This window comes from Solidesulfovibrio fructosivorans JJ], assembly GCF_000179555.1.
Taxonomy (GTDB): Bacteria; Desulfobacterota; Desulfovibrionia; order Desulfovibrionales; family Desulfovibrionaceae; genus Solidesulfovibrio; species Solidesulfovibrio fructosivorans.
In genome coordinates this window covers 38605-49763 of the sequence record NZ_AECZ01000029.1, presented here as the reverse complement: position 1 = coordinate 49763, position 11159 = coordinate 38605, and the positions used below count along the sequence as shown (strand labels likewise).

Annotated in this window: 15 protein-coding genes; 9 read left to right on the top strand and 6 right to left on the bottom strand. The window is 63.8% G+C overall.

Annotation, left to right across the window (positions count from 1 at the left end; translation table 11 throughout):
- Nucleotides 1-41: 41 nt before the first annotated feature.
- The 3 genes from DESFRDRAFT_RS16455 to DESFRDRAFT_RS16445 all read right to left on the bottom strand — a co-directional run bounded on the left by DESFRDRAFT_RS16455 (nucleotide 42) and on the right by DESFRDRAFT_RS16445 (nucleotide 1974).
- On the bottom strand, nucleotides 42-311 hold the full coding sequence (locus tag DESFRDRAFT_RS16455; protein ID WP_005995798.1) for an EF-hand domain-containing protein: 270 nt from the start codon (nucleotides 309-311) through the stop codon (nucleotides 42-44).
- Between the two features lie 45 nt (nucleotides 312-356).
- Nucleotides 357-1082 (bottom strand): hypothetical protein, encoded by a 726-nt coding sequence (locus DESFRDRAFT_RS16450; protein WP_005995796.1) that lies wholly within the window; start codon nucleotides 1080-1082, stop codon nucleotides 357-359.
- 490 nt (nucleotides 1083-1572) lie between these two features.
- Nucleotides 1573-1974, bottom strand: coding sequence for a winged helix-turn-helix transcriptional regulator (locus DESFRDRAFT_RS16445; RefSeq protein ID WP_005995794.1), 402 nt, complete (start codon nucleotides 1972-1974; stop codon nucleotides 1573-1575).
- Nucleotides 1975-2097: 123 nt separating this feature from the next.
- Between DESFRDRAFT_RS16445 and DESFRDRAFT_RS16440 the strand changes: the two genes are divergently transcribed.
- From DESFRDRAFT_RS16440 to DESFRDRAFT_RS16410, 7 genes are all read left to right on the top strand, one after another.
- Entirely contained in the window at nucleotides 2098-2607 is a 510-nt protein-coding gene (locus DESFRDRAFT_RS16440; protein ID WP_005995793.1) for a nitroreductase family protein, read from the top strand.
- Between the two features lie 13 nt (nucleotides 2608-2620).
- On the top strand, nucleotides 2621-3208 hold the full coding sequence (locus tag DESFRDRAFT_RS16435; protein WP_005995792.1) for a flavin reductase family protein: 588 nt from the start codon (nucleotides 2621-2623) through the stop codon (nucleotides 3206-3208).
- Between the two features lie 2 nt (nucleotides 3209-3210).
- Nucleotides 3211-3780 (top strand): flavin reductase family protein, encoded by a 570-nt coding sequence (locus DESFRDRAFT_RS16430; RefSeq protein ID WP_005995791.1) that lies wholly within the window; start codon nucleotides 3211-3213, stop codon nucleotides 3778-3780.
- A 1-nt stretch (nucleotide 3781) separates the two neighbouring features.
- On the top strand, nucleotides 3782-4354 hold the full coding sequence (locus DESFRDRAFT_RS16425; RefSeq protein ID WP_005995790.1) for a flavin reductase family protein: 573 nt from the start codon (nucleotides 3782-3784) through the stop codon (nucleotides 4352-4354).
- On the top strand, nucleotides 4351-4926 hold the full coding sequence (locus DESFRDRAFT_RS16420) for a flavodoxin family protein (RefSeq protein ID WP_005995789.1): 576 nt from the start codon (nucleotides 4351-4353) through the stop codon (nucleotides 4924-4926). The genes DESFRDRAFT_RS16425 and DESFRDRAFT_RS16420 overlap by 4 nt, the downstream gene beginning before the upstream one ends.
- A gap of 54 nt (nucleotides 4927-4980) precedes the next feature.
- The gene (locus DESFRDRAFT_RS16415; RefSeq protein WP_005995788.1) at nucleotides 4981-5337 is read left to right on the top strand and encodes a DsrE family protein; all 357 of its coding nucleotides are present in this window, start codon (nucleotides 4981-4983) and stop codon (nucleotides 5335-5337) included.
- 302 nt (nucleotides 5338-5639) lie between these two features.
- Nucleotides 5640-6302, top strand: a complete 663-nt coding sequence (locus DESFRDRAFT_RS16410; RefSeq protein WP_233489635.1) for an acyltransferase — start codon at nucleotides 5640-5642, stop codon at nucleotides 6300-6302.
- Nucleotides 6303-6512: 210 nt separating this feature from the next.
- Here the strand turns inward: DESFRDRAFT_RS16410 and DESFRDRAFT_RS16405 are convergent, their stop codons facing one another.
- The 3 genes from DESFRDRAFT_RS16405 to DESFRDRAFT_RS16395 form a co-directional block, all read right to left on the bottom strand.
- Nucleotides 6513-7241, bottom strand: a complete 729-nt coding sequence (locus DESFRDRAFT_RS16405; protein WP_005995786.1) for a Rossmann-like domain-containing protein — start codon at nucleotides 7239-7241, stop codon at nucleotides 6513-6515.
- A 232-nt stretch (nucleotides 7242-7473) separates the two neighbouring features.
- Nucleotides 7474-7809, bottom strand: coding sequence for a DUF5320 domain-containing protein (locus DESFRDRAFT_RS22580; protein ID WP_005995785.1), 336 nt, complete (start codon nucleotides 7807-7809; stop codon nucleotides 7474-7476).
- A gap of 15 nt (nucleotides 7810-7824) precedes the next feature.
- A complete protein-coding gene (locus tag DESFRDRAFT_RS16395) occupies nucleotides 7825-8163 on the bottom strand; it encodes a DUF134 domain-containing protein (protein ID WP_005995784.1) in 339 nt (112 codons plus the stop codon).
- A gap of 286 nt (nucleotides 8164-8449) precedes the next feature.
- Here DESFRDRAFT_RS16395 and DESFRDRAFT_RS16390 point away from each other — a divergent pair, with 286 nt between their 5' ends.
- Nucleotides 8450-9811, top strand: a complete 1362-nt coding sequence (locus DESFRDRAFT_RS16390; protein WP_233489634.1) for a sensor histidine kinase — start codon at nucleotides 8450-8452, stop codon at nucleotides 9809-9811.
- A complete protein-coding gene (locus DESFRDRAFT_RS16385; protein ID WP_005995781.1) occupies nucleotides 9808-11157 on the top strand; it encodes a sigma-54-dependent transcriptional regulator in 1350 nt (449 codons plus the stop codon). Before DESFRDRAFT_RS16390 ends, DESFRDRAFT_RS16385 begins: the two co-directional genes overlap by 4 nt.
- Nucleotides 11158-11159: the final 2 nt, after the last annotated feature.

Here is an 11159-nt window from a genome sequence, read left to right as displayed (position 1 = left end):
TTTTTAAAGGGTTTCCCCTCTCGCATCTTCTTTGCCCTTTCTTACTGCATCTGCATGCCGGAGGCGTGGCCGAGGTATTCCTCGCGGGTGACCTTGCCGTCGCCGTTCTTGTCGGCTTTGGCGAAGTCGTCGGCCATGTGGTGGGCGGCGAATTCTTCCTTGGTCAGGACGCCGTCCTTGTTGGTGTCCATGGTGGTGAACATCTTTTCGGCGGCGGCGGTGGTGTCTTGGGTCGGCTGGGATGCGGCGTAGGCGGCGGGGACGGCGGCCAGGGCGGCGATGAGGGCGAAGGCGGCTATGGCGGTGCGCATTGGGACTTCTCCGTGAGTCTGCGTGGTTAGCGTCGCGGGGCGTGGTTATTGGTTGGTCGGGGCTGTGTTGGTCGGGGCGGCGGGAGCGCTGGGAGCGGCAGGCGCGGCCGCGGCCGGAGTGTTCTGGGCGTTGGCGGCGGGCATGGGCATGGTATGGCCGGGCATAGTGCCGTTCATAGCGGGCATGGCCCCGGTCGCGCCGTGGTTCATGGCCTGCATGTCATGCTGCATACCCATCATCATGCCCTTGCCCATCATCATCATTCCCTTGTCCTTACCCATCATCTTGCAGTCGGCATCGCTCTTGGGGCCCATCATCATCTTACCGCCCATCATGCCGTCCATCATCATGCCTTCCATCCGGCCCATGTGGCGGGTCATGCGGATGGGGGTGCCGGTTTCCTTGGCGTAGCGGATGCGGAAGAGGGTGTCCTGTTCGAACAGCTTGCCGCGCAGGGCGCTTATTTCGGTGGTGAGCTTGGTGACGGCGGTGGTGTCGTCGGGCTTGGTGGCGAGCAGGGTTTCCAGCTCGGCCTGACGGGCGACGAGCTTGCCGCGCAGTTCGGCGGTCTTGGCTATGTAGTCCTGGCGGAGCAGGTAGACCTTGTTGGGGTCCACGGTCTTGGCGGCCGTGGCGTCGGTCTTGGTCGTGTCGGTTTTGGCGGTCGTGGCCGCCGGGGTGTTGTGCTGGTGGATGGTCTGGGCCAGGGCCGGAACGGTCAGGGCCAGGGTCAGGGCCAGCGCGGCGGGGATACGAATACTTTTGCGCATGGGAAATGCCTCCAATGAAATTTGTTTCCCTGTGTGCAGCCCCCGTGCCATTGTGGAACTAATTTGGTCTGAAATCCATTCGGGCCTGAATTGTCACGTCTTTAACATACTGATATTCTTGGCCTTGCGCGAACATGACAATTCTGTTGCCTTGGGCAATCACGGCAAGGGGAAAAGAAACGTCCATCACCAGGGTCTTCTCACGTTTAAAAACTATACTGAAAAGGAATGTAATATGGATGCAAAAGATACAGCACTCGGGTCAGCGCCTCTTTTTTATCCATGAACAACGAGCGCTCCCAGGCGGCTCGAGACGGGCGGAAGGAAGAATGGACGCCTAGATCGTCTTGAAAAACAAGTAATATCTTGCGATTAAAAAAACTATGAAAGTTTTTGGGGAGGGTGGGGGTCCGGGGGAGGGAACCCTTTTTTGAAAAAAAGGGTTCCCTCCCCCGGTTCTCCTCCCGCCTCCTCCTCCCCACTCACTCCGCTACCGCCTCGCGGCGTGGTCCGGCACGGCGCCGGCGTCCTCGAGCCCGAACCGGGCTTCGAATTCCTTGCCGAACCGGCACAGGGCCTCGAGGATGGGGATGATGTCGCGGCCCGGCTCGGTCAGGCCGTACTCCACGCGCGGCGGCACTTCGGCGTAGACGGTGCGGGTGATGAGCCCGTCGGCCTCGAGTTCTCGCAACTGCTGGGTGAGCATCTTCTGGGTGATGCTCGGCATGGCGCGGCGCAGGGCCGAGAAGCGCAGGGTCGTGACGTCGCGCAGATGCCACAGGATCAGCGGTTTCCATTTGCCGCCGATGACCGCCAGCGAAAGTTCCATGCTGCATGAGTATTCCTTGCCTCGGCAGCGCTTGCGCCCGCACGATGTTCCCTGTCCGGCCATGATGCCCGCTCCTTTTATGGTATCCAAAAGGATACTACACAACTTATTTGTGCCTACTTGTTTTTTTCGCCATACTGGCAGAAATGTCTTTAGCCGTAAAGCGGAAACCGAAAAGGAGGTCCCATGGATCTGTTCGAAGCCATCCATACCCGGCGCAGCATCCGCGCCTTCACCGACGCGCCGGTGTCCGAAACGGATATGGACGCCATCCTGCGCGCGGCCATGGCCGCGCCGAGCGCCGGCAACGAGCAACCCTGGCATTTCGTGGCCATCACCGACCGGGAGGTGCTCGACGCCATCCCGTCGGTCCATCCCTACGCGGCCATGGTCAAGACCGCCCCTTTGGCCATCGTGGTCGCGGCCGAGCACGCCCTGGAGAAGTATCCGGGCAATTGGGTGCTCGATTGTTCCGCCGCCGTGGAGAACCTGATGCTGGCCGCCCGGGGGCTCGGCATCGGCTCGGTCTGGTGCGGGCTGTATCCCCAGGCCGATCGCATGGAAGGCATGGCCACGCTGCTCGGCCTGCCCGAAGGGGTCTCGGCCCACGCCTTGGTGGTGCTTGGCCATCCAAGCCCCGATTTCAAGCGCGTGGACCGGTTCAAGCCCGAGCGCATCCACAGAAACCGTTGGTAGAAGGCGAAGCGCCATGCAACGTCATCTTGGCCGGACGTGCCTGCTGTATCCCATGCCCGCGACCATTGTCGGGGCAATGGTGGACGGTAGGCCCAATTTCCTGGCCATCGCCCATGTGGGCATCCTGAACAACGCGGCCCCCCAGTACCTGACCGTGAGCCTGAAGAAGTTCCGGCACACCAGCCGGGGCATCCGCGAATCCGGCGCGTTTTCCATCTGCCTGCCGGGAAAGTCCATGGCCGTGGCCACGGACTATGTGGGCATCGTCTCCGGGGCGAAGGTGGACAAGTCGCGCGTCTTCGACGTCTTTTACGGGGAACTCGGCAATGCGCCCATGATCCGGGAATGCCCGGTCAATATGGAACTGAAGCTGCATCAGGTGATCGACCTGCCGGCCCACGAGGTGTTCGTGGGCGAGCTGGCCGGTTCCTACGCCGAGGAATCCTGCCTCAAAGAGGGCAAGGTGGACCTGGAAAAAGCCAGGCCGCTTCTGTTCGACTATTCCAGTGGCTGGTATTTTTCCGTCGGCGAACCGGTCGCCCCCTGCTGGCGGGCTGGCCGGGACTACCCGGCGCAACGGACTGAACACGAAGGAGTATGATAATGGAAAAGGTCTCCCTTGGCGCGAAAAGCATGACCCTGCCGACACCGGCCTGGCTGATCGGCACCTACGACGCGGACGGCAAGCCCAACCTCATGACCGCGGCCTGGGGCGGCATATGCTGCTCCAAGCCGGTGTGCATGACCGTTTCGCTGCAAAAGCCCCGCTATTCCTATGCCGCCATCATGGAGCGCAAGGCGTTCACGATAAACGTCGCCGCCGAGGCGGATGTGGCCAAGGTGGACTACTGCGGCATCGTCTCCGGCAAAAATGCCGACAAGTTCGCGGTGTGCGGCTACACGGCCGTGAAAAGCGAGCTCGTGGATGCGCCCTATGTTGCCGAGTGTCCGCTTACGGTGGAATGCAAGCTGATCCATGTCCAGGACCTGGGCCAGCACACCATGTTCGTGGGCGAGGTGCTGGACGTGAAAGTGGACGGCGCGTGCATGAAGGACGGCAAGCCGGATGCGGCGGCCATAAAGCCCATCATCTTCGCCCCGGAGGACCGGCATTACTACGGCCTGGGCCGCGATCTTGGCCTGGCTTTTTCCATCGGCAAGGAGCTGAAATAGTATGGAGAAAGTGCGCCTGGACCCGGAGATCCTGCCGCCCATGCCCGTGACCCTGGTCGGGGCGATGGTCGAGGGACGGCCCAACTTCATGGCCGCCGCCTGGGTGACGCGGGTGGGACACAAACCGCCGATGATCGGCGTCTCCATCAACCATCGCCAGTACACGGCCCAGGGCATCCGGGAAAACGGCGCGTTTTCCCTGTGCCTGCCCGGGCCGGGGCTTGTGGAGAAAACCGATTACTGCGGGCTCGTGTCCGGGCGCAAGGCGGACAAGGCCGCGCTCTTCGACGTGTTTTCCGGCGAGGTCGCGGGCGCGCCCATGATCCGCCAGTGCCCGCTGTGCCTGGAGATGACCCTTTTCCAGGCCGTGGACCTGCCGCAGCACACGTTTTTCATCGGCGAAATCAAGGCCGGTTGGGCCGACGGCGAAATCCTCACCGACGGCAAGCCGGATGTGGCGAAGTACAAGCCGCTTCTGCTCACCATGCCCGACAACCGCTATTGGACGCTCGGGGACCATGTCGCCGACGCCTGGAGCGCGGGCAAGGCGCTCAAGAAAGGAGAAAGGCAATGAAGGTGCTGGCCATAAACGGCAGTGCGAGAAAGGACGGCAACACCGCCATCATGCTGCGCACGGCGCTTGGCGAAATCGAAGCCGCGGGCATCGAGACCGAACTGCTGCAACTCCACGGCAAGAATATCCACGGCTGCATCGCCTGCATGAAGTGCTGGGAGAAAAAGGACGGCCACTGCGCCGTCAAAAACGACATGTTAAACGAGATCATCGACAAGATGGTCGCGGCCGACGGCATGATTCTGGGTTCGCCCACCTACTTCGCCAACGTCTCGAGCAACATCAAGTCCATCATCGACCGGGCCGGCATGGTGGCCCTGGCCAACGATTCCATGCTGGCGCGCAAGGTCGGCGCGGCGGCGGTGGCCGTGCGGCGCGCCGGAGCCATCCATGTCTTCAACTCCATCAACCACTTCTACTTCATCAACCAGATGGTGGTGCCGGGGTCGAGCTACTGGAACATGGGGCGGGGGCTTGAGCCCGGCGATGTGGAAACAGACGAGGAGGGCATGCTGACCATGAAAAACCTGGGCAAGAACATGGCCTGGGTGCTGCAAAGGCTTCATGGCTAGCTTCGCGGTTCCTCACCCTGTTTCCGCGCCCCTCTTCACAGGAGAAACGTATTCATGACGACGCAAGAGAACGCGGCCCCGGGGCTGGTCATGCTCTGGGTCACCGCCGACAAGGAAGCGGCCCTGAACATGGCGCTCATGTACGCCAAGAACTCCCGCCTCAAGGGCTGGTGGGACGAGGTGCATCTGGTCGTCTGGGGGCCTTCGGCGAAACTTCTCGCCACGGACGCCGAGCTCCAGGCCGAAGTGGCCGCCTGCCGCAAGGCCGGGGTGACGCTTCTGGCCTGCCTGGCCTGCGCCGAGCGCTACGGCGTGACCGAAGACCTCAAACGCCTCGGCCTGGACGTTCTCTACATGGGCGAGCCCATGACCGGATACCTCAAAGACAGCTGGAAGATCCTGAGCGTGTGAGGGAGGGGGACGAGAGAAGGCGATGCGAGAGAGGGACCCTTTTTGAAAAAAGGGTCCCTCTCTCGCGCTCTCCCCTCCCAAAAACGTTTAACGGTGACAGGTAGTAACCGCTAAAAGTCTTTGGGAAGGGGGCCTGGGGGGAACCTTTTCTTCAGAAAAGGTTCCCCCCGGCTCTTCTTCCTCAAACGCATTGTTGGCGGTGGCTCCGTCTGCTACGCTGTCGGAAAACCGGAAGGTCCCCGATGGCCAATTATTTCAATGCGTGCCTATCCCATATTGAGGATGCCCTCGGCCACATCGAAATGCCTGAAGCCGTCCAGGAAATTCTGGCCATCATGGATGCGCCGCCCATGGAGCTGGAGGCCATCGCCCACATCCGGCTCTATGCCGAAACCCTGCCCAAGGCCGAGGAGTACCCGCTGACGCCGGCCCTGCGCCATCTGCATTTTCTGTGGGACACCTTCGACAAGCTGCCGCTGTGTCTGGTGGTTTCGTTTTCCATCCCGTTTCGGCGGCTGTTGGCCAGACGGCTTTTCGGGGCTTGCGGCGCGGTCTTTACGGCCGAGGAAAACATGCGGTTCAATTTCCCCCAACTGCTGACCGTCGGAGACAACGTGTTTTTCAACCGCAACGTCTTTCTGGACACCAAAGGTGGGGTGCGCATCGGCAACGACGTGGCCGTGGCCGAGGACGTGCGCGTTTTCACCCATAGCCACGGCGAGGCTTCGCACATCAAGCGGACCTACAAGCCGGTGGTCATCGGCGACTACGCCAAGGTCTATTCCGGGGCGGTGCTGCTGCCCGGCGTGACCGTCGGCCGGCAGGCCATCGTCGCCGCCGGGGCGCTGGTCACCCACGACGTGCCGGACAACATGGTGGCCGCCGGGCGGCCGGCAACCATCCTGCGGGAACGGCGCACCGAAGGCCACGACGGCGCCGGTCTCGACCATATCTGGTTATTTTAGGAGGGGAGAGGAGAGGGATAAGAGGGTGCGAGAGGGGAAACCCTTTTGCAAAGGGTTCTCCCCTCTCGCGCTCTCCCCTTCCTAAACTTCTTAATGGTTACTGCTGTGTTACAGGCAACACGCTGTAACCACTAAGAGTCTTTGGGAAGGGGGTCCGGGGGGAACCTTTTCTTCAGAAAAGGTTCCCCCCGGCTCCTCTCCCCCAGACACTCAGCGCGATTTGGCGCAAAAGCGTTGCCAGCCCATGAGCGCCGCCGCGCCGGCCACGGTGGTGCCGTAGAAGATGACCGGCTTGTCGGTGAGGAAATCGCCGATGCTGTCGTTGGCCAGCGTCGAGCCCGTGGACACGATGAGGTCGGCCCAGTCCAGGATCGACGCCTGTTCTTCGGGGCCGTGGACGGACGCGCCGTGCTTGACGGACCCGATGTTGTCCGGGTCGCGGTCCAGGACCTTGACCGTGAAGCGGCTGCTCAGGATTTCAATCATCTTGGGCTGGAAGCCGACCTGGGCGATGCGCGGATTGCCGTAGGTGTCGGCGATGTGGTCGCGAAAGGCGGTGGCGCAGTCGTTGGGTTCCTTGTCGCGGCAGTGGACGGTGCCGGTGCAAAGCCCCAGGCTGCGGCAGGTGGCGTTGAGCGCGGAGACGAACACGGCCCGGCGGAAGTTGCCGGTAAGCTCCATGGCGGCCACGTCGGCCAGGGAGCCGGAGAAATCGCCGAAGCGGTCCGTGAAGGCCTGGCCTTTTTCGCCGCGAAAGACGGCCTCCATGAGCTGTTCCTTGCCTTTTTGCAGCGGGAAATCGTCGCCATCGGGGTCGCCGATGGCCTCGTGCACCGTGAGCGTGCGGGCCGTGACCGTAATGGGCTCGCCCAGCAGATCGTGCTCCTTCCACAGGGCGAGCGCCTGTTCGCGCACGGTTCCAAGCATCTCTTCCGCCATGTCCTTACTCCTTCGGTCGCGTTGCAACGGATACGCGAAAGGGGCAACCCGCCACCGGGCTGTCCCCCTCGCGTGTTTTCCCCTTCCTTGACGTTCCGGAAGAGGGCTTGACGATAACGACGTGCTCCCTATCGCATGCCGTCATCGTGAGAAAGTTTAGGAAGGGGAGGGCGCGGGAGGGGCTACCGCTTTTTTCAAAGGGTTTCCCACTCCCGCATCCGCTTCCCCCCTCCTAATCCTGGTCGGCCGTCTTTTCCAATCTGGCCAGACGTTCGTTTAGGGCGTCAAGGTTGGCCTGCATGGCCTGGGCCTGCTGCAAAAGCGCCTGGCGTTCGGCGTCCGTCTCGGTTCCGGCGTCAACACCGGGGCCGAAGCCGCGCCCCATGCCGCGACACCACACGCCGCCGCGACCGCCCATGCGGCCCTGTCCCATGCCCATGCCCATTCGCCGTCCGCCCCGGCCCGGCGCGCTGGAAAACCCCGGCGCGCCCGCGCCGCTGCAATACCCGGCTCCCCGGCCCGTGCCGGAACCCTGACCCATGGGACCACTACGATCACCTCGTGGCATAACGTCATCCTCCTTTTATGGAGCGTCGTTTGGAGCCGCGTCCCCGGCGGCGCGGGCGTCTGTGGCCAGGGCGTAGTCGCCGCCCTCGATGCGAAGCGCCGAACCGGTGGTCAGCGCCCGGGCCACATTGCCCCGGGCCTCGGCCAGCACCCGGCCGAAGGTATGGCGGGACACGCCCATGCGCGTCGCCGCCGCCTCGGCGGTAAGGCCTTCCACATCGGCCAGGCGCAAGGCCTCGAGTCCTTCCACGGACAGGCGGATTTCCCGCAAGTCCCGCAGGGGCGCGCCTTGCGGCTTGAAATACGTGGCCTTGGGGATGCCGGAGACGCACCGGCGCAGACGGGGACGCGGCATGATCACTCCTTTGTTTTGCTCAAAAGAGCATTAAGACTCGCCTGGGAGGAGTCAAGGGGAAAAGGGGGTTTTTTTGCTCGTTTGAGCAAAAAAAGCGGGCAAGGGCGGCGGGGCGATTCCCGCCGGGCCTTGTTCCCCGGGGCCACGGCGTGTAGGCTAAGTCTCCAGGCCGGCAGGCCAATCCGTCCAGCCGGGGGACCTCATGACCAGCCTCCTTCGCGCCCGCCTCAGTCTTCGACAAAAAATAGTCGCTATTCTGACACTTTACGTGCTCGGGATCGGTGCCATGGGCATCATTTCCTACGAGGACCTGCGCACCATGGAGGACAAGCTCGAGTTCATGCGCCTGGGGCACGTCATTGCCAACACCATCCTCGAAGTGCGGCGCTACGAGAAGAACTATCTGCTTTACGGCCTGCCCGAGGACCTGGCCGAGGATCGGCGCTACCTGGCCGAATCCTTCAAGACTCTGGACGCGCTGACGGCCGAGGCCAGCGATTTGCGCGTCTCCTCCCAGCTTGACGCCTTGCGGGCGCGGCTGCGCGACTACCGGCAGGCTCTGGGGGATCTGGCCGTCTCCGGGGGCGGGCAGGGCGGCGAGGCGGCGCTTAAGCTGCGCGAGGTGGGCAAAGGCCTTACCGAGGCCGCCGACGCGGTGGTGGAATTCGAGCGTGGGCGCATCCGGGCGCTGATCCGGCTGCTCGGGGCCCAGCTCCTTTTGGCCGTGTCCGTGTCCGTGGCCCTGGGCGTGGCCTTGCCGTTGCTCATGTTCCGCAAGATTTTCAAGCCGCTGGGCATCATCCGCGCCGCCACCCAGGACATCGCCGCCGGCCGGTTCAAGGAAATCCAGGTCGTCAACACCAACGACGAGATCGAGCAGGTCATGGAGGCGATGAACCGCATGGTGGCCGAGATCGAGCGCCGTCAGGACCAGCTCGTGCAGACGAAAAAGCTCTCGTCCATCGGCACCCTGACCGCCGGCGTGGCCCATCAGCTCAACAACCCCCTCAACAACATCTCGACCTCCAGCCAGATCGCCCTGGACGAGCTGGAAACCGCCGACCCGGCCTTTTTGCGTAAGCTGCTCGCCAACATCCACCAGGAAACCCTGCGGGCGCGGGACATCGTGCAGGGGCTGCTGGAATTTTCCCGGGCCCGGGAATTCTCCCTGCGCCCGGTGCCCCTGTCCGAGCTTGCCGGGCGGACGTTGCGGCTGGTGTCCAGCCAGGGCGGCTCGGGCGTGCGGCTGACAAGCGACGTGCCGGACGACCTCGTCATCCCGGCCGACGCCTCGCGCCTTCAGGAAGCGCTTTTGAACCTGCTCATAAACGGCATCCAGGCCGTGGACGGCAAGGGCGAGGTGAGCCTGGCCGCCAGGCGCGACGCGGACGCCGGCCAAGCCGTCATCACCGTGTCCGACACCGGCCCCGGCATCCCGGAGGAAATCCGAAGCCGCGTCTTCGATCCCTTCTACACCACCAAGGAGGAGGGCAAGGGCACGGGGCTCGGGCTGTCCATCGTCTACGGCATCGTGGAAAAGCACGCCGGCAAGATCACCGTGGACAGCGCCCCGGGTAAGGGGGCGGTGTTCACCATCCGCCTGCCCCTGTCCGAAGCCGGGGCGGGCAAGATGGACGGTCCGGCATGAAGCGCGCCCGCGTGCTGGTGGTGGACGACGAGCCCATCGCCCGGGAAAACCTCGTCCACATCCTGATCAAGGCCGGACACCGGGCCAGCGCCGCCGGGGATGGGAACGAAGCCCTGATCCTTCTGGCCGGGGAACCCTTCGACCTGGTGCTGACGGACCTGCGCATGCCGGGCATGGACGGCATGGAGCTTTTGGCCGCCATCAAGCGCCGTTCGCCCGAGACCGAGGTCATCGTGGTCACGGGCCACGCCGCCGTGGAAACGGCCGTGACGGCCATGCGCCTGGGGGCGTTCACCTACGTCTCCAAGCCCATCCATGTGGAAGAGGTGCTGGCCCAGGTCGGCAAGGCCCTGGAAAAAAACGCCATGCGCCGCGAGATCACGCGGCTTCGCCAAAGCGTCGATCCGGCCTCGGGGCTTTCGAGGCTCATCGGCGGCAGCGATCCCATGGAGGCCCTGCGCCAGTCCATCCTGCAAGTGGCGCGGCTTGAATGCAACGTGCTCATCACCGGCGAGACCGGCACCGGCAAGGAGCTGGTCGCCCGCACCATCCACGACCTGAGCCCCCGGTCCAAGGGGCGGTTCATGGCCGTCAACTGCGGCGCGTTTTCCGAGGAGCTCATCAGCAACGAACTGTTCGGCCACGAACGCGAGGCCTTTACCGGGGCCGGGGCCCGGCGCAAGGGGCTCATCGAGGCCGCCGCCGGGGGCACGCTTTTCCTCGACGAGATCGGCGAGCTGCCGCTTTCCATGCAGGTCAAGCTCCTGCGCGTGCTCCAGGAGCGCACGTTTTTGCGCGTGGGCGGCACCGAGGAAGCGCCCATGGACGCCCGGGTGCTCTCGGCCACCAACAAGGACCTTCGCAAGGAATCGGAGACCGGGGCCTTTCGCCAGGACCTCTTCTACCGCCTCGACGTCATCACCGTGCACGTGCCGCCCCTGTCCGAACGCCGCGAGGATATCCCGGAGCTGGCGCGCCATTTCCTGGTCAAGCACGCCGCCGCCTCGGGCCGCAGCGTCCAGCTTTCGCCCGAGGTCCTCGACAAGCTCCTGCTCTACGAATACCCGGGCAACGTGCGCGAGCTGGAAAACATCGTGCAAAAGGCCCTGGCCGTGTGCGAGGGCGACGTCATCGAGCCCGTGCACCTGCTTGCCGACCTGCGCGACGAGCGCATCCGCCCCACGCGTGGGGCGCGCCGCGACTGGCCGACCCTTGAGGCGCACGAGAAGAGCTACATCCGCGACGTGCTCGAGGAGGTGGAGGGCAACAAGTCCAAGGCCGCCCGCATCCTCGGCATCGACCGGGTGTCGCTGTGGCGCAAGGTCAAGCGCTATGGCCTGGAGTAGGG

What these genes read in the sequence shown, in the direction of transcription:
- DESFRDRAFT_RS16430 (WP_005995791.1), top strand. Translation starts at nt 3,211, where the DNA reads ATGGAAAAGGTCTCCCTTGGCGCGAAAAGCATGACCCTGCCGACACCG.
- DESFRDRAFT_RS16420 (WP_005995789.1), top strand. Translation starts at nt 4,351, where the DNA reads ATGAAGGTGCTGGCCATAAACGGCAGTGCGAGAAAGGACGGCAACACC.
- DESFRDRAFT_RS16425 (WP_005995790.1), top strand. Translation starts at nt 3,782, where the DNA reads ATGGAGAAAGTGCGCCTGGACCCGGAGATCCTGCCGCCCATGCCCGTG.
- DESFRDRAFT_RS16405 (WP_005995786.1), bottom strand. Translation starts at nt 7,241, where the DNA reads ATGGCGGAAGAGATGCTTGGAACCGTGCGCGAACAGGCGCTCGCCCTG.
- DESFRDRAFT_RS16440 (WP_005995793.1), top strand. Translation starts at nt 2,098, where the DNA reads ATGGATCTGTTCGAAGCCATCCATACCCGGCGCAGCATCCGCGCCTTC.
- DESFRDRAFT_RS16415 (WP_005995788.1), top strand. Translation starts at nt 4,981, where the DNA reads ATGACGACGCAAGAGAACGCGGCCCCGGGGCTGGTCATGCTCTGGGTC.
- DESFRDRAFT_RS16435 (WP_005995792.1), top strand. Translation starts at nt 2,621, where the DNA reads ATGCAACGTCATCTTGGCCGGACGTGCCTGCTGTATCCCATGCCCGCG.
- DESFRDRAFT_RS16410 (WP_233489635.1), top strand. Translation starts at nt 5,640, where the DNA reads ATGCCTGAAGCCGTCCAGGAAATTCTGGCCATCATGGATGCGCCGCCC.
- DESFRDRAFT_RS16455 (WP_005995798.1), bottom strand. Translation starts at nt 311, where the DNA reads ATGCGCACCGCCATAGCCGCCTTCGCCCTCATCGCCGCCCTGGCCGCC.
- DESFRDRAFT_RS16445 (WP_005995794.1), bottom strand. Translation starts at nt 1,974, where the DNA reads ATGGCCGGACAGGGAACATCGTGCGGGCGCAAGCGCTGCCGAGGCAAG.
- DESFRDRAFT_RS16395 (WP_005995784.1), bottom strand. Translation starts at nt 8,163, where the DNA reads ATGCCGCGTCCCCGTCTGCGCCGGTGCGTCTCCGGCATCCCCAAGGCC.
- DESFRDRAFT_RS16385 (WP_005995781.1), top strand. Translation starts at nt 9,808, where the DNA reads ATGAAGCGCGCCCGCGTGCTGGTGGTGGACGACGAGCCCATCGCCCGG.
- DESFRDRAFT_RS16450 (WP_005995796.1), bottom strand. Translation starts at nt 1,082, where the DNA reads ATGCGCAAAAGTATTCGTATCCCCGCCGCGCTGGCCCTGACCCTGGCC.
- DESFRDRAFT_RS16390 (WP_233489634.1), top strand. Translation starts at nt 8,450, where the DNA reads ATGGGCATCATTTCCTACGAGGACCTGCGCACCATGGAGGACAAGCTC.
- DESFRDRAFT_RS22580 (WP_005995785.1), bottom strand. Translation starts at nt 7,809, where the DNA reads ATGCCACGAGGTGATCGTAGTGGTCCCATGGGTCAGGGTTCCGGCACG.